The sequence below is a fragment of the Ensifer sp. LC384 genome (assembly GCF_001695865.1).
In the GTDB taxonomy this organism is placed as follows: Bacteria; Pseudomonadota; Alphaproteobacteria; order Rhizobiales; family Rhizobiaceae; genus Ensifer.
This window is the reverse complement of record NZ_MBST01000047.1, coordinates 24,565-41,703: the sequence shown is the minus strand read 5'-3', so window position 1 is coordinate 41,703 and position 17,139 is coordinate 24,565. Positions and strand designations below refer to the sequence as shown.

The 17,139-nt window shown below is 54.1% G+C and carries 14 protein-coding genes and 1 pseudogene; 11 read left to right on the top strand and 4 right to left on the bottom strand.

The window, feature by feature from the left end:
• Positions 1–98: 98 nt before the first annotated feature.
• Positions 99–1,115: a capsular biosynthesis protein gene (locus tag BC363_RS26985; protein ID WP_065785934.1), complete on the top strand. Its 1,017-nt coding sequence runs from the start codon at positions 99–101 to the stop codon at positions 1,113–1,115.
• Between the two features lie 88 nt (positions 1,116–1,203).
• Here the strand turns inward: BC363_RS26985 and BC363_RS36110 are convergent, their stop codons facing one another.
• The 4 genes and pseudogenes from BC363_RS36110 to BC363_RS26960 all read right to left on the bottom strand — a co-directional run bounded on the left by BC363_RS36110 (position 1,204) and on the right by BC363_RS26960 (position 3,191).
• Positions 1,204–1,395, bottom strand: coding sequence for a hypothetical protein (locus tag BC363_RS36110; RefSeq protein ID WP_244519959.1), 192 nt, complete (start codon positions 1,393–1,395; stop codon positions 1,204–1,206).
• Positions 1,396–1,423: 28 nt separating this feature from the next.
• Positions 1,424–1,624, bottom strand: coding sequence for a hypothetical protein (locus BC363_RS36105; protein ID WP_348272183.1), 201 nt, complete (start codon positions 1,622–1,624; stop codon positions 1,424–1,426).
• Positions 1,625–1,751: 127 nt separating this feature from the next.
• Positions 1,752–2,776, bottom strand: a pseudogene (locus tag BC363_RS33880) (IS3 family transposase); the annotation flags it as partial.
• Between the two features lie 154 nt (positions 2,777–2,930).
• Entirely contained in the window at positions 2,931–3,191 is a 261-nt protein-coding gene (locus BC363_RS26960) for a transposase (RefSeq protein WP_244519957.1), read from the bottom strand.
• Between the two features lie 188 nt (positions 3,192–3,379).
• On the opposite strand from BC363_RS26960, the gene glmS reads away from it, so the two are divergent.
• The 10 genes from glmS to BC363_RS26910 all read left to right on the top strand — a co-directional run bounded on the left by glmS (position 3,380) and on the right by BC363_RS26910 (position 17,043).
• A complete protein-coding gene (gene glmS, locus BC363_RS26955; protein WP_065785936.1) occupies positions 3,380–5,206 on the top strand; it encodes a glutamine--fructose-6-phosphate transaminase (isomerizing) in 1,827 nt (608 codons plus the stop codon).
• Between the two features lie 124 nt (positions 5,207–5,330).
• The gene (glmU, locus tag BC363_RS26950) at positions 5,331–6,692 is read left to right on the top strand and encodes a bifunctional UDP-N-acetylglucosamine diphosphorylase/glucosamine-1-phosphate N-acetyltransferase GlmU (protein ID WP_065785924.1); all 1,362 of its coding nucleotides are present in this window, start codon (positions 5,331–5,333) and stop codon (positions 6,690–6,692) included.
• A gap of 123 nt (positions 6,693–6,815) precedes the next feature.
• Positions 6,816–9,104 carry a hypothetical protein gene (locus tag BC363_RS26945; RefSeq protein WP_141690444.1) on the top strand — a complete coding sequence of 763 codons (2,289 nt, stop codon included), beginning with the start codon at positions 6,816–6,818 and terminating at the stop codon, positions 9,102–9,104.
• Positions 9,105–9,169: 65 nt separating this feature from the next.
• Positions 9,170–10,822, top strand: coding sequence for a glycosyltransferase (locus tag BC363_RS26940; protein ID WP_065785926.1), 1,653 nt, complete (start codon positions 9,170–9,172; stop codon positions 10,820–10,822).
• Entirely contained in the window at positions 10,776–11,507 is a 732-nt protein-coding gene (locus BC363_RS26935) for a glycosyltransferase family A protein (protein WP_141690443.1), read from the top strand. The genes BC363_RS26940 and BC363_RS26935 overlap by 47 nt, the downstream gene beginning before the upstream one ends.
• A gap of 184 nt (positions 11,508–11,691) precedes the next feature.
• Positions 11,692–12,558 carry an SDR family oxidoreductase gene (locus BC363_RS26930; protein WP_065785928.1) on the top strand — a complete coding sequence of 289 codons (867 nt, stop codon included), beginning with the start codon at positions 11,692–11,694 and terminating at the stop codon, positions 12,556–12,558.
• Complete coding sequence (locus BC363_RS26925) at positions 12,558–13,598, top strand: polysaccharide biosynthesis protein (protein ID WP_065785929.1); 1,041 nt, start codon at positions 12,558–12,560, stop codon at positions 13,596–13,598. Before BC363_RS26930 ends, BC363_RS26925 begins: the two co-directional genes overlap by 1 nt.
• 2 nt (positions 13,599–13,600) lie before the next feature.
• The gene (gene wecB / locus BC363_RS26920; RefSeq protein ID WP_065785930.1) at positions 13,601–14,731 is read left to right on the top strand and encodes a UDP-N-acetylglucosamine 2-epimerase (non-hydrolyzing); all 1,131 of its coding nucleotides are present in this window, start codon (positions 13,601–13,603) and stop codon (positions 14,729–14,731) included.
• A 4-nt stretch (positions 14,732–14,735) separates the two neighbouring features.
• The gene (locus BC363_RS26915) at positions 14,736–16,136 is read left to right on the top strand and encodes a glycosyltransferase (RefSeq protein WP_065785931.1); all 1,401 of its coding nucleotides are present in this window, start codon (positions 14,736–14,738) and stop codon (positions 16,134–16,136) included.
• Between the two features lie 10 nt (positions 16,137–16,146).
• Positions 16,147–17,043, top strand: a complete 897-nt coding sequence (locus BC363_RS26910; RefSeq protein ID WP_065785932.1) for a glycosyltransferase family A protein — start codon at positions 16,147–16,149, stop codon at positions 17,041–17,043.
• Positions 17,044–17,139: the final 96 nt, after the last annotated feature.

The window sequence follows — 17,139 nt, the reverse complement described above, 5'->3', positions numbered from 1 at the left end:
TTTGCATTTGGCTCTGCAAGGTGGTTTTTGGCGGAACGTGCCGAGGTGGCCGGCAGAGTGAGAATTTGAACGTGCTCGACAATCCGACGCTAACCGCGATGCAAACTAGGCCCTGGCACCCAAAATGGGGAGCAAGGCTCGGAGCGACTTTTTTCGTGCACAAGGCGTTTCCTTGGCTGGGCCGCTATTTCGGCGAGGCGCCGCTTCGTTCGACGCTTGCGCCTGGGCTCGATGGCATCCTTTCATGGGGTGGCCGGCTGCCGGCGAAAACGGCCATGAGAATTGCGAGATTGCGTCAGCTTCCGCATTGGCATCTCGAGGATGGCTTCCTGCGCTCCGTCGGTCTCGGCAAGGATGGAAGTATTCCGATCTCGATTGTGGTCGATGATAAGGCTCTACCGGTCGATGCTGGTCGAGTCTCTCGATTGGAACTGCTGATCCGCGATGCGGCTGGCGGCTTCGCGCATGATGTTGGTGCGCCGATCCGCGAAGCCTTGGTTGAGCATAAGCTGTCGAAATACAATAATCTCCCGCACAGCGAACCTCGTCTCGATCCCTCGACACGGCGAAGGCTCCTGCTGGTTGATCAAGTGTTTGGCGATGTTTCGGTCGATAAGGCGCTCGGCTCGCCTTCCGCCTTTGACCGAATGTTGGATGATGCGCTCGCAAGCAGCGCCCAGATCGTCGTTCGCACGCATCCAGACGTTATTGCCGGTCACCGCAAGGGCTATATGACCGAACGGGCATCGAAATTGCCGGGCGTAACCTTGATGGCCGACAAGGTCTCTGCCGCAGCGATCCTCGCAGTCGTTGACGAAGTCTGGACCGTTTCGAGTCAAATGGGCTTCGACGCGCTTTTGCGTGGTCTTCCGGTTCGTTGTTATGCCACCCCATTTTACGCAGGCTGGGGACTGACGGACGATCGGGTTGAAGATCGGGCTCAAGTGGCCCTTGCGAGGCGCGCGATCGCGCGACCCACCGTCGATCAGCTAGCGTTCGCCGCGTTCAGCCTCTACCCCGTCTATCGCCATCCAAAGACGTGGGCCGTGCTGGAGCCACTCCAGGCAATTGATTTTTTGATCGAAGAAATCGCCACAACGATGCGGACTGCCTGATTTTTTATGGCCTCTATCACTTAATCAATGGGCCCAAGGTCCATGCGCACAGGAAGGGCCGGGGCCCGAAAGCTGTCCAATCGCCCATTCAGACTAAACTTTCTTTGAACGACCAAAATATCGACAGTGGGAGCGCGACCATGTTTTCGCCGAAACTGAGTACGCGCTCTCCCATATAGACGACGATGCCGACGAAGGGACGGTTCTTACCCGGGCCTTCGTCTCGAAACCATCGCAGATGCTGAAAGTCCTTTGCTTCAACCGCAGTCGATGTCTTCATCTCGAAGCCTATTATCGCTCTGTCTGATTCAGCAATGATGTCTATCTCGCGTCCTCGTTGATGCCTCCAATGATAAAGTCGCCACCGACGCTTCTGATGGGGGGAGGGATTTCCACAGTTCATTGTGAACGAAATTTTCGAAAAGGCCGCCAAGCGCTGTGGGATTCGCGCCCATTTTGAAGGTCTGGGCGTTCATACTCCTCAAGGCGGCGACGATCCCGGTATCCACAAGATGGATTTTTGGTTGGCGGATGTCGCGCCCGGACTCTCCCGATGTTCACGCAGGTAATCGTTGCAAAAGAAAAAAGTTGGTTAGAATATCGAGGTAGGTCTCGGTGGTATTTCTTTGTAAACTGGTCGAGCCATTCATTGCGAACGGTGCGGTTGTAGCGCTCGACATAGGTATTCTGCTGCGGCTTTCCGGGCTGGATATAGCTCAGGGCAATATCCTGCTTCTCGGCCCATTCCATCAGTTTGCCGCTGACATATTCCGGGCCATTGTCCACTCGGATGGCCAGCGGCTTGCCGCGCCATTCGATGATTTGGTTCAAGCTTCGGATGACGCGCTCGGCAGGAAGCGAGAGGTCCACTTCGATGCCCAACCCCTCGCGGTGGAAGTCGTCCAGGACGTTCTACAGCCGGAATTGTCTGCCATCCTCCAGACGGTCTGCCGTGAAGTCCATGGACCAGACCATGTTCGGCGTTTCCGGCACGACCAGTGCATCCGGCTTGTCCCGCTTCAACCGCTTGCGTGGCTTAATCCTGAGGTTCAGTTCCAGCTCACGGTAGATGCGCCTAACGGTGATTGCATGCAATCACCTACCGGCCAGGGGGTAGACGCGTTTGTGGTTCCAGCGGTGTCCCTGGATGTTGCGCAGGTAAAGGAAGCACAAGCCGAAGCCCCAGCTCTTCTTCGCCCGCGTCAGCCCGATCAGCAGGTCGGCGATCTGCTCGTTCTCGTCGTTCAGCTTGCGGCTGCAACGATAGCACGTCTCGGTGACATCAAAGGTGCGGCAGGCCAGTGCAATGCTGACCCCATGCAACGCCACTGCTTTCCCGGCCATCCCTTGGCCGATAGGGAAATGCTTGTAAGGCTCCCGGCGTTGAGGCGGCCGCGTCACTTTTTTCCCAGAGCCTCTTTGAGAAGCTCGGCCTGCATGCTCATCTCCGCATACATCTTCTTGAGCCGACGGTTCTCGTCTTCCAGAGCCTTCATCTGGCTGATCATCGAGGTATCCATGCCGCCATATTTGGCCCGCCATTTGTAAAATGAGGCGGTGCTCATCCCGTGTTCCCGGCAAAGCTCAGGCACCGGGACACCACCTTCTGCCTGGCGCAGGATCGCAAGGATTTGGGGTTCGCTAAATCTGTTCGTCTTCATCAAAATCTCCTCGATCATATTGCCGAGAAAATTCTACTTTTGAACCCGATTATTTGGCGGGAGGATTACCCCTCCTTATGAGTCCCTTTAGCGCCCGCAGCCTGCGAATGGTCGCGAACCGTAGTGCTATCGACTTTATGTTGCCAGTCGTCGGTCAGCCCAAGTTCGACAAGTGTTTCCAGAAGTGCGTCCCATACGCCATGTTCGGCCCAGCGACGGAACCGAACATAGGCCGAATTCCACTGCCATATCGCTCGTGCATATCCCGCCACGGACTGCCAACGCGCAGAACATGGAGCATGCCATTGAAAAAGCGGCAGTTTTCATGCGACGGCCGAGACTTGCGACCACGCTCGGTCGGCAACAGCGGTTCGACGACCCGCCATTCCTCATCACTCAAATCGCCTAGCGCCATGGCTGCCTCCTAAAAAGCTGCATTGGATCACGACTCAACCATTTGGGGAATCAACTTTGCCAACGGAACCTAGAGTTCTCGTACACGCGTGCGAACGGAATATTGTCTATAGCAACCACAAAGCTGGTTGCATGCGCCGCACAATCGGCTAGGACTTCGCCTAGTCGAAATCATCGAACGGTATGAGCATGTGTGGGATTGTGGGGATTGTCGGTAAGGAGCCGGTGGCATCGCGTCTGGTCGATGCGCTGAGGAGGCTCGAATACCGCGGTTACGATTCCGCCGGTGTCGCGACCATCCATGAAGGTCGGCTCGATCGTCGCCGTGCCGAAGGAAAACTGTTCAATCTGGAAAAGAAGCTCGACGGCGAGCCGCTGCCGGGCACAATCGGCATTGCCCATACCCGCTGGGCCACCCATGGCGTGCCGAACGAGGCGAACGCCCACCCGCATTTCGTTGATGGCATAGCCATCGTTCATAACGGCATCATAGAGAACTTTTCCGAACTGAAGGAAGAGCTGATCACTGAGGGCGCAGTCTTCACCAGCCAGACGGATACGGAAGTCGTCGCGCATCTGCTCGCCAAATACACTCGCGAAGGCAAGACCCATCGCGAGGCGATGCTCGCCATGCTGAACCGAGTGTCCGGGGCTTACGCTCTCGTCGTGATGTTTCAGGACGATCCGGGCACGATCCTGTCGGCGCGTTTCGGACCGCCGCTTGCCATCGGTCACGGCAAGGGGGAGATGTTCCTGGGGTCCGACGCTATCGCGCTATCGCCGTTTACCAACGAGATCACCTATCTCGTGGATGGTGATCTCGCCATGATCACCCATGACCGTCTTGAGGTGATGGACTACCATGGCCGCCCGGTAACCCGGAAAAGCCAGATTTCACATGCGACCGCCTTCATGGTCGACAAGGGCAATCACCGCCACTTCATGGAGAAGGAAATCTACGAGCAGCCGGAGATCATCTCGCATGCGCTCGGTCATTACATCGACTTCGCCAGCCATACGGTAAAGGATGCCGCCATGGCGATCGACTTTTCCAAGCTCTCGGGTCTTGCGGTTTCCGCCTGCGGTACGGCCTATCTCGCCGGCCTTGTCGGCAAATACTGGTTCGAGCGCTATGCCCGCCTGCCGGTCGAGATCGATGTCGCCTCCGAATTCCGCTATCGCGAACTGCCGCTGTCACCGACCCAGGCCGCACTCTTTATCTCGCAGTCTGGCGAGACGGCCGATACGCTGGCCTCGCTGCGCTACTGCAAGGACGGGGGCCTGAAGATTGGCGCCATCGTCAACGTCCGCGAATCGACCATCGCCCGTGAATCCGACGCCATCTTCCCGATTCTCGCCGGTCCCGAAATCGGCGTTGCCTCGACCAAGGCCTTCACCTGCCAGCTCGCGGTTTTGGCCTCGCTTTCGATCGCCGCCGGCCGCGCCCGCGGTACGGTGACCGAGGCGGACGAGAAGGAGATGGTCAGGCATCTCGCCGAGATGCCGCGCATGATGAGTCAGGTGCTGAACGACATACAGCCGCAGATCGAGCAGCTCTCCCGCGATCTCTCGCATTCTAAAGACGTGCTCTATCTCGGCCGCGGCACCAGCTTCCCGCTGGCGATGGAAGGCGCGCTGAAACTCAAGGAAATCTCCTACATTCACGCCGAGGGCTATGCCGCCGGCGAGCTGAAACATGGCCCGATCGCGCTGATCGACGAAAACATGCCGGTCATCGTCATTGCCCCGCACGACCGCTTCTACGAGAAGACCGTGTCGAACATGCAAGAAGTCGCGGCCCGCGGCGGCCGGATCATCCTGATCACCGACGAGAAGGGCGCCGCCGCCTCGAAGCTCGGGACGATGGCGACGATCGTGCTGCCGAACGTCGACGAGATCATCGCGCCGATGATCTTCTCGCTGCCGATCCAGCTGCTTGCCTATCACACGGCCGTGTTCATGGGCACCGACGTCGACCAGCCGCGGAACCTGGCGAAATCGGTCACCGTGGAGTGATTGAGTTGTCCCTCGCCCCTCGGCAGACGTCCGCGTTTTCTTGCGTACTCCCCAGACCGCTTTACAACGCATCGATTGTCTTTCAGCTAAGGCGTGCTCTCAGACAAAAGAAGGAAGTTCTCAGATGAGCCGTTCCTGCCTTGTCGTCATCCTTGCCGCTGGCGACAGCACGCGGATGAAATCCTCCATGTCGAAAGTGCTGCATCCGGTGGCCGGCCGCCCGATGATCGCGCATGTCATGGCGGCGTCGGCGTCGGCAGGCATGACGGACGCCGCACTGGTCGTCGGCCGTGACGCCGAGAAGGTCGCCAAGGCAGGCGCGATCGACGGGATTTCGGTACGCAGCTTCCTTCAGACGGAGCGCCTCGGTACCGGTCATGCGGTTCTAGCGGCCCGCGAGGCGATCGCCGACGGCTTCGACGACGTGCTGGTTGCCTATGGTGACGTGCCGCTGATTACGGCTGCCCCTTTCACCGCGGCCCGGAAAAAGCTTGCCGAGGGTGCGGATGTCGTCGTCATCGGCTTCCATACCGACAAGCCGACCGGTTACGGCCGCCTTCTGGTCGACAACGGCGAACTCGTCGCCATCCGCGAGGAGAAGGACGCGACCGACGAAGAGCGCAAGGTCGCCTGGTGCAACAGCGGCCTGATGGCGATCAACGGCCGTAAGGCGCTGTCGCTCCTGGAAAAAATCGGCAACAGCAATGCCAAGGGCGAATATTACCTCACCGATCTCGTCGAGATCGCCCGTGCCGATGGCGGCAAGGTCGTGGCCGTCGATGCGCCCGAAAGCGAGCTGACAGGCTGCAACAACCGCGCCGAACTCGCCTATATCGAAAAGCTCTGGCAGGAACGCCGCCGCCACGAACTGATGGTCTCGGGCGTTTCCATGATCGCACCGGAAACGGTCTTTCTCTCCTTTGACACCGAAATCGGCCAGGATGCGCTGATCGAGCCCAACGTCGTCTTCGGCCCCGGCGTGACGATCGATGGCGGCGCCGTGATCCATGCCTTCTCCCATGTCGAGGGCGCGCATGTCAGCGCCGGCGCGACGGTCGGTCCGTTCGCGCGGCTGCGCCCCGGCGCGGATCTGGCCGAAGGCTCCAAGGTCGGCAATTTCTGCGAGGTTAAGAACGGCAAAGTGGGCGAGGGCGCCAAGGTCAATCACCTGACCTATATCGGCGATGCCGTCATCGGCGCACGCGTCAATATTGGTGCCGGCACGATCACCTGCAATTATGATGGCGTCAACAAGCACGAGACACGGATCGGCGCCAATGCCTTCATCGGCTCGAATTCGTCTCTCGTCGCGCCGGTCTCGGTCGGTGCCGGCGCCTATGTCGCATCAGGCAGTGTCATCACCGAAAACGTCCCTGCCGATGCGCTCGCTTTCGGCCGCGCGCGGCAGGAGGTGAAGCCGGAACGGGCGAAGGTGATCCGCGAGCGCGCGCTAGCGATAAAGGCTGGCAGTCGTACAGGGAAGTAGTTCGTACCGAATGAAGGCAAAATCCGGCTAAAAGCACGCTGGCGACTGATTGCAAACAGTGCGGTGTCCCGATCTCGCCGGTGATCTAGCTAAAGCCCATATTAAGGCAATCGGTGTCGGATCATGAGTAAATTCCAGGAACGCCGAGGATCTGGTTGGGTCGCCGGTGCCGCCAATCGGTCGTTGAGTTTTGATGCCGAGATGATAGATAAGGCGGCGCAGGGGCCTTCGGTAAAGCTGCTTGGACGGGAGCACACAATGAAAAACAAAACTAAATCTTGGCTGGGCGTGCATCGGCCTCGTAAACGCTCCGCCAATCGTGATGTTGAAAGAAAAATAACCGAAATTTTTGATCATCATTGGTATCTGATGTCGAATCCAGATGTGGCATCAAACGGTCTGGACCCGCTTGAGCACTACTTGGCATTTGGCTACAGCGAAAATCGTTCTCCAAATCCCGTATTTAGCCCAGAATGGTATCTGTTGAATAATCCGGATGTTGCATCAGCGAAAGCCGAACCGGTGCTGCATTATCTTACTTACGGATACCTTGAAGGACGTTCGCCACATCCGTTATTCGACGGCATGTGGTATCTTCAACGATATTCAGATGTACGCAACGCTCGCCTCAACCCATTTGTCCATTATGTTAAGTATGGAGCCGTCGAGCAACGCAGTCCTAGTTTATGGTTTGACCCTTCGTGGTACCTGGAGAACACCAGCGATCTCGACGCCAAGGCAAATCCGATCGCTCATTTCTTATTGACCGCGCCCGCTGTGGCAGGCTCGCCTACCGCCTTGTTCGACAGTAAGTGGTATATCGAGCAATACGCGGACATTCGTGAAGCTGGCATTAACCCCCTAGTCCACTATGTTTCCCATGGGGCGAGCGAGGGGCGCAGCCCAAATATGCTGTTCGATACTGAATGGTATTTGAGACAGGCAGGTGAAGGCGCTCGTCACAACCCTCTGCTTCACTATATGACCATCGGGGCCGCTGCGGGACTGTCAACTCATCCCTTGTTTGACCCCAACTGGTATGTTCGACGCTATCCGGATGCTGCAGCTGCGCAAATGGATCCGTTGACACACTATTTTGCGATTGGCCAGCATGAGGGGCGCGGTCCGCATCCGTCCTTCGATCCAGTCTGGTACATGGGGCAGTCTCACGCGCATGGGCTCCAAGTAAAGGATGCGCTTAGGCACTACTTAACAATTGGATTGCCGCAGGGGGTGCCCGGTAGCTCTCAATTCCAGCCTGTATCCGCGGCAATTAACGCCCCCGTCGTTAACGGTGTTTCGCAGCAGGCTAAGCCCACCATTCTCATGGTGCAGGGTCGGCCAAAAGCTGACATCGATATACATGTTTACGAGCTTTCAAATACGCTTGCACCGGCCATCAACACCCTTACAATCCGATGCTTGGTTGATAGCGCGCATCTCGTTGAGATATATGATATTGGGGCAAGAACACCGGTTCGATTTGATCTTCTTCAGCAGTTGGACGAGATTGTTGAGTATCTCAGAGCGTTCAATGTCGTTAGGGCGAATGTTCATTGTACGGCGCAGGAGTTTTCAATATTTGAGCAGATCAATAGTGTCCTTAACATTCCTTATGACGTGACGATTTATGACTACGATTTATTTGCGGCAGATCGAAACCTAGCGGGACCCAATGGCTCATTTGTCGGGGAAATAAATATATCTAACATTGAGACTTTTCACTCTGATGGATCTGCTCAGGATATAGTCAACAAAGCAGGCCAGCTTATCGTCCCCAGCATTGATATGTCTGACAGGATCCAACGCATTGCTGGAGTAGATAACATCGTCGTCGCACCTCACCTTACTGGTTTGCCTGAGACTCAGCCTCGTGTGCCGGCCTTGAAGCCGGGAAAGTGCCTGAACATTGCCGTGTTAGGTACAGCCGAGGATTGCAGTGGATTGAGCGCCATCAATGAAGTGAGGCAACTCGTACTTGAATGCGATGCCCCCATTCGAATTATCATGATAGGTGCGCCTTCCTCCGAAACGAGTATGGCAAACGACGACACAGCCCTATCGGTGGGCGAGTATGTCCGCGGGCAACTGCCGGAAATCCTGGATGAGAACGACATTCATCTGATCTGGTACCCGATTAGGATTCCCGAAGCCTTTTCATATACCCTATCTGAAGGTCTCTGGTCAGGCCTTCCGCTCCTTGTTCCAAATCTAGGAGCGTTTCCGGAGCGAGTTGCGGGCAGGTCTTGGGTATTCATGGCCGACTGGGACAGCACACCCGTAGAATGGCTAAGTCATTTCCAAGCGATCAGAAGAAGCCTGCTCCTGCATGCGAAGCCTGACAAAGTGGAACTAAGCTCAAGATCGTATGTTAAAAATTTCTACAAGACCGAGTATCGCCGATTCGGGTGAAATCGTTTGGCATGTTTTTTTGACGCGAAGGCGTAAGATCGTAAATCCCAATCGAGATATCTCTTATGGAATTTGGTGAAAGGATCAGATCTTCAATCCGGCGAATAAGGAAGCGTCGGGAAATCAGTGCGGCAATTCAGGCTGATGCTGATTTTGTGCTCGCTTCCGGATATTTCGATGAGAGCTGGTACAAGAGAAAATATCCGGATGTCGCTGCTGCGGACATCCCCGCGCTCACTCATTATGTGAGATTCGGTTACAAGGAAGGTCGTTCTCCCGGTCCGGACTTTGATGCGGCCTGGTATCTCAAGCAATATCCGGACATCAAAAATACCGATCCGCTCACACATTACCTCAAGTTCGGCAAACTCGAAGGACGCCGCCCGAAGCCTTCGAAGGAGATATTTGCTGCCGCCCTGAGAGCTGTGGCGGAGATCGCCGATATTGATCCGGGACTATATAATAGTATCAACTGGTTGGATGATCCTTATCGTCTAAGGATCGTTGATGGCACTTCGCGTTCCGACGTCGCTCTGGTTTATAAGCAGCTGATCGAAAAGCTCATTGCTCCGCCCGGCTTCATAGTATTCGTTCCGTGGCTCCGTCATGGCGGAGCGGATCTTGTTGCATCAAATGCCATGAGGGCGATGGTGTCGTCAGGGACCGAAAATGTCCTGCTTGTTCTAACCGACGATTCTCGAATGGACGCCACGCATCTTGTTCCCGAAGAGGTGCAAGTCCTGTCATTTTCCGACTGCAGCGACGAACTCACCCTTTCACAAAGGGCAGAACTTGTCGGTCTGATGATTCGGAGCTTTGCGCCTCGTGCCGTTCTAAACGTCAACAGTCGCGCTGCTTGGGAAGCAACGCAGCTCTATGGGCGAGTTCTCTCGAGATTTACGAATATCTACGCAACGCTTTTCTGCGCTGACTTTCTCGAAAACGGCCGGCGCATAGGCTATAGCGACGAATATCTATCCACTTGCTTGCACGATCTCAGCGGCATTTATTTCGACAACGAAACTCATATTCTTGAGGTCACCGATCGGTTTGCTATTCCCCCAAGCTTGCGGGGCAAGCTAATACCCCTTTATCAGCCGATTCCACAAATCCAGCGCGTTCCGGTATCCATCAAGCATGGCAGGATCCGGGTTTTGTGGGCCGGGCGTCTTGCTCGCCAGAAAAATGTAGAGCTACTTTTTTCAATAATCGATAGGGCTCCGCCACACGTCGAGTTTCATATCTGGGGAAGGGGCGAAGAGGAGTACGAGGAAGCCCTGTCCGAGCTTGATGCCGCAAAGCCCAATGTCCATTTCGAAGGGCCGTATGAAAGCTTTGCCGATCTTCCGGTGGAAGATTACGAGGCGCTGCTTTACACCTCGCTTTGGGATGGCCTACCCAATGTTCTGCTCGAGGGGGCGGCTGCAGGTCTGGCCGTTGTCGCTTCCGACATTGGGGGGATAAAAGAGCTTGTGGATGAACGCACAGGTTGGCTTGTACCCGATATTCACAATCCCGATTCATATTTGGCTGCGCTGGAGAATATCATCCAAAACCCTGGTGAGGTTTCCGTGCGCCTTGTCAATATGCGCAAAAAGCTTGATGAGCAGCATGCTTGGAGTCGATATATTGATGTCCTTCGAAATCAACCCCAGAACCCAGGTGGACTGATTGCCGCGAAAACAAAAGATCACCACGCTGATCACGGCGCATCGTGAAGGCCTACTGGCACCGGCTTCAATAAGAAGTGCCTTTCGCGCCATGAGGATGGCCAAGGATGCCGGATACGATGTCGAGGTGGCGGCGCTTCTTGATAATTCAGACGACATTACAACTGAGATAATTTCTGAGTTGATGAGGGACGTAGGAAGAGTCTTTGAATTCTCATACGGTGATGTCGGTAGATCTAGGAATGAAGGCGTGCTCAACGCGGCAGGAGATTTCGTAGCCTTCCTGGACGCGGACGACATGTGGGGTGCGAACTGGCTATTGGAGGCCGCTCGATGTGCTGACAGCAGATCGGATGATGTAATCTGGCATCCGGAGGTCAACGTATACTTGGGGCACTCGGATCACATTCTTCATCATCAGGACATGGAGGACGACCCTTTCGAGCCCACGTCTCTGATGATCGAGAACCAATGGACGGCTTTGAGTTTCGGGCGGAGGGAATCATATGTTTCAAATCCTTATCCGGCATCGAGTGTTGCCGAAGGCATAGGTTTCGAAGATTGGGCATGGAATATGAACGTCATCATCAACGGCGCCGTTCATAAGGTGGTGCGCGGAACGAGCCATATTGTCCGAAAGAAGAGACGAGCATCTTTATCGCAGGCAACGCTGAAGGCCGATGGTGTGCCTCCGTTTACAGGTTACCCAAGTTTTCTGATACGCAGCCGATAGTGTACACGGTAGTGTAAGTCTGCAACATCCTTCCGTTCCGGAATGTTTTCGAGACTTGTTGTTGATTTTACTTGCATAATTTGAGCTGTCTCTGCCTTGCAAACGCCTCCTCAATCCATTAACCGTGAAGCCGATTTCGCCCAGATTGTTGTCTGCGGCTGGAGCCGCAAGGAGGCCTACTTTAATGAAAGTGCTCGTTCTAGGCGTAACAGGAATGCTAGGCCATGTAGCCTACAGGGAATTGGGACGACGCCCTGGGATTGAGGCATTCGGGACCGCCCGTTCGCTCAAGCCGGAATTTTCCGGATACTTCGACGCCTCGAATATAATGCTGGGCGTCGACGTTCTCGATAACGATTCTCTAATACGAGTTTTCGAGGCAGTAAGACCCGATGTAATTATCAATTGCGTTGGCGTGATCAAGCAGCTCGGAATAGCGAAAGATCCGCTTTACACCATTCCGATCAACTCCCTGCTTCCGCACAAGCTCGCAAATCTGGCGAGCCTGATTGGGGCTCGGGTCATTCACATCAGTACCGATTGCGTGTTTGTGGGCGATAAAGGTAACTATAGTGAAACGGACGAGCCGGACGCGAAGGATCTTTATGGCGTTAGCAAGTATCTGGGAGAGTTGCACGGCGATAACTGCCTTACTATCCGCACATCGATCATCGGGCCGGAACTCGGCTCAAAAAATGGCCTTGTCGCTTGGTTTCTCAATCAGAAAGGGCCGGTAAAGGGATATACGGAAGCTTTCTTTTCGGGATTTCCCACGATCGAGATCACAAACATCATTGCCGATAAAGTTTTGCCGAACAAGGATCTGCATGGTCTTTTCAACGTAAGCGCCGACCGGATCAGCAAGTACGATCTCCTCAGCATAGTCAACGAGCAGTATGGCTGTGGAAAGGTCATAAACCCCGATGAAGCGTTGAAGATCGACCGATCGCTGGACTCTTCCAGGTTTCGTCAGGTCACCGGCTACACGCCTCCGGCATGGCCGGAACTTATCGCGCGTATGAAGACAACAGCTGTAGATGTGAGAGCGTAATGTTTACCAAAAAAACTATCTTGATTACCGGCGGGACGGGCTCTTTCGGGAATGCCGTCGTCCAGAAATTCATGGGCTCGGATATCGGCGAAATTCGCATATTCAGCCGCGATGAAAAAAAACAAGAGGATATGCGTCACCGCATCCGGGACGAGCGCGTAAAGTATTTCATCGGCGATGTTCGGGATTATAATTCGATAGACTCGGCCTTAAAGGGCGTGGACTACGTCTTCCACGCCGCTGCCCTCAAGCAGGTTCCCTCCTGTGAGTTCTATCCGATGGAGGCGGTTAAGACCAATGTTCTGGGCGCCCAAAATGTCATCAACGCGTCCATTTACAATCGGGTTAAGCGCGTAATTGTATTGAGCACCGACAAGGCGGTCTATCCGATCAACGCTATGGGATTGACGAAAGCGCTGATGGAGAAGATCGCGATTGCGACGTCGCGCACTCTCAGCCGGTCTGATACTGTCCTCTGCGCTACTCGATATGGAAATGTGATGGCGTCTCGGGGCTCCGTCATTCCGTTGTTCATCGGACAGATCCTGAGAGGAGCTGAGCTCACGATCACCGATCCAAATATGACGCGCTTCCTCATGCCGCTCAGTGATTCCGTGAAGTTGGTCGAGTTTGCCTACAACAATGGTGGGCAGGGCGACATTTTCGTGCAGAAGGCACCCGCCTGCACGGTGGGCGATCTGGCCGAAGCGATACAGCGGATTTTCAACACGAAAGCGAAGGTGAATATCATCGGGACGCGCCATGGTGAAAAGTTGTTCGAGTCGCTGATTTCCAGAGAAGAGATGGCTCGCGCTCAGGACCTGGGCGATTACTATCGGGTGCCGTGTGACGATCGCGATCTCAATTACGCGAAGTTTTTCACCGAAGGCGAACAGAAGGTTTCGATCTCCGAGGACTATACTTCCCATAACACACATCGTCTGGACGTGGAGGGCGTTATCGAGTTGCTGATGTCGCTCGAGTATGTCCAGCACGCTCTCAAATCTCCCGGTGTCTCCCTCAGCGCGCTTGAGAACTAATCATGGTCAAAGTAATGACGATCGTCGGGACGCGGCCCGAGCTGATCAAGATGAGCGCCGTTATCGCGTGCGTTGATCAGGTGAGTGAGCATGTTCTGGTTCACACGGGGCAGAACTTCGACCCCAACCTCAGCGATGTGTTTTTCGAGGAGCTCGGCATACGAGCGCCCGACCATTACCTTGGGGTTGCTGCATCGACAGCTGCTGAAGCGATTGCCAACGTGATTCATCATGTTGACAAGGTTTTGGAACTGGAGAAACCCGACGCAGTTCTCATTTACGGAGACACCAATTCCGGCTTAGCGGTCATTCCTGCAAAAAGGCGGAAGATCCCGATCTTTCATATGGAAGCGGGTAACCGGTGCTTCGACCAACGTGTTCCCGAGGAACTGAACCGTAAGGTTATCGACCATTTGAGTGATATCAATATGGTCCTGTCGGAGCAGGCTCGAAGCAATTTGCTTGCTGAAGGCATTGCTTCCAATACGATATTCAACGTCGGCTCACACATGAAGGAGGTCCTGGAGAGGAATAAGCACAAGATCGCCGAGTCGACAGTGCTTGAAACGCTGGGTCTCACGTCGGAACAGTATTTTCTGGTTAGCATGCATCGCGAAGAAAATGTTGACCAGGATAGTAAACTGCGCGTTCTTGTGGCATCGCTCGAAGAATTGTCCGCCAAATACGGCTACCCGATCATTGTCTCAACCCACCCGAGAACCCGAAAGAGACTTGAAGCTCTCGGAGTGGAAGCCGAGTCGAAGTCAGTGCGGTTTTTGGAGCCCTTCCCGTTTTTCTCGTACATCAAGCTGCAGCAGCAGGCTTTCTGCGTGATATCGGACAGCGGGACAATTTTCGAGGAATCCGCCTTGCTCGATTTACCGGCGATTACAATTCGCGATGCACACGAAAGACCGGAGGGGATCGATGCGGGCACGCTCATAATCGCGGATATGTCCACTTCCGGGATACTAAATGCGGTGGATGCCGTTCGGAAAACACGGTTCGGTTCGCATTTTGCCGGTCCGATCGGCGATTACGACGTCGAAGTAGTGTCGTCAAAGGTCGCCAGGATTGTCTTGTCTTACATAGGATTCGTAAATCGAGTTGTTTGGCGAAAGCCCGAGGCGTGACGTCATGAAAGACGAAGATTTGAAGGTTTCCATTGTCATTCCAGTGTACAATGGGAGCGACTACCTGTCGGTAGCTATCGATAGCGCTCTTAGCCAGACTTATGGCAATGTCGAAGTCGTTGTGGTCAACGACGGCTCCATCGACGATGGCGCGACAGAGCGCATAGCAAAGCAGTATGGAGATAGGGTAAAATATTTTTCCCAACCAAACGGCGGTGTCGCGAGCGCTTTGAATACCGCTCTGGAAGTGATGACCGGCGACGTTTTCACTTGGTTAAGCCATGACGACATTCATCACGACAACAAAGTTCAAAGAAATGTCGAGTTTTATCGAGAGATCGGCGATCCCGACGCGATCATATGTTCATACTACACGTTAATCGATGGCAACGGTGGTAAGATTCAAGATGTCACCTTCAATCTCGACGCTTTGTCCAGAGCGCCAATTCGCGTTCTTTTGAATGGTTGCGTCAACGGATGCACCTTGTTCATCCCGGTCCATATCATGCGGAAATTCGGTCCGTTCGATTTATCGAAGAAATATACGCAGGATTACTATCTCTGGAACAAGATCCTTGAAGAGCATGATTTCTATTGCCAGCCGGAGTTCCTGGTGAGTTACCGCATACATGTAAATCAGGATACCCAGAAAAAAAGCGACGCCGTCAACGCTGAGGCGGAGCCACTTTGGCGATACATGCTGGATCGGCGCTCTTCACTCGACCGAGTATTAATGGAAGGGAGTTCGTTCCGTTACTTCGAACACATGCGAACGCATCTGCAGCACTCTCCCTACAAGAAGGCTATAGCTCACGCATCAACCCGATCGTTGGAGGTTCTCGCTGACACTCTTGTCAGCGTTGTCGTGATGTGGAGCGAACAATCCGATTTCTACTATTTCAATTCGATCTTGAAGCAATCTTATAGGAATATAGAGATTGTTGTTGCGCTAGACGCTGATACTCCACTTCCTTCCTTCGTAGGTGTAGATAGACGTGTCCGAGTAATTCGGCTAAGCGATCCAAGCAATGAAAGTAAATATGATCGAATACTCAGGTTTTGTAGGGGCGAGTACGTAGTTTTCTCAACTGGAGCGGTTTTTTCGGAAAATCGCATCGAGCGACAGCACCGATTTATGCAGATGGGTGGACTGCGGGCGAGCATGTGCTCACTCTATAAGAACGGCACGTTCATGAACGCCCAAGAGATCTGCGAGCTGAAGTCCGCCGGGGTGGTTGCGACCGGCTCGGCGATCCTTGATGCTTACATGTTCCATAAACTATGCTGGTATGAGGCCCTTAGATTTTTTGATGAAGCTCAGGTACCGTTTGAGCTTCAGTTAGTCGCTCTCTTGGAGGATTCGGCTGACATCGTCGGTATGAGCGAACCCTTGGTGACGTTATAGGATTTGCGAGATGCCTCAGGTTTCCATTATTATTCCCACCCACAACCGCGCATATTGCTTGCCACGCGCGATCCGAAGCGTTCTTCTGCAAACCTACCGGGATTTTGAAATAATCGTCGTTGACGATGGCTCGACAGATGGCACTGAGCGTGTTTGCTTGGAATTTGCTGCCGCAGGCGTGCCGCTTCGTTACATCGGTCAGACGCAGTCAGGGGTTTCTGCAGCCCGCAATCGCGGGATTGCATTGGCTCAGAGTGCCTTTGTCGCTTTTTTGGATAGCGACGATATTTGGATGCCTCATAAATTACATCGGCAAATGGCGCTTATGACGGCTAATCAAAATCTAGCCATGTCCTTCACTAATTTTTTCTATTTCAGCGATGATGGAAAATTACGAAGGAAGTCGGAAGTTATAAATAGCTCGTTCGTCGAGAATCCGTATCCAGCCATACTTACTATCCGAGAAAACGTAGTTGTAACTCCAAGCGTGGTCGCGTTGAAGTCGATCGTCGAGCATGTTGGCGGATTCGATGAGGCCATCAAAACATGCGAGGACATCGATCTCTGGGGACGCCTCATGGCGCATGGAGAGCTCGGAGCGCTGGAAGAAAGACTGGTGGGTGTCCACACACGGGACGCCGAAGGTAAATTTCCCTATTGTAAAAACATATTAGCTCGTTGCGATCTTTACGCTCGAGCCTATCGCCGGGATGACGGACTAACGCAAGATCACCTCGGAGAAATGTTGGATGAGCTCGCCAATTGCTTTATTGGGGTAGCAACAGATCTCGGAAACCCGGAGCCGATCGCCTATTTAAGTGCTGTCGTACACTCAAAACTGAGCCCGGTCGCGTATATGGCCGAGCTGCGGCGGGTAGCGCGCCGTTTGTCTTTGGAGGGTTACTGATCATTCTATGTGGTTTCGCGCGGAAAAAATTCTGCGCTATCACTGTGTTAGACTAGGTGACCTTCATTAGCGTTTGATGGTCTGTTCAGTGCTGCC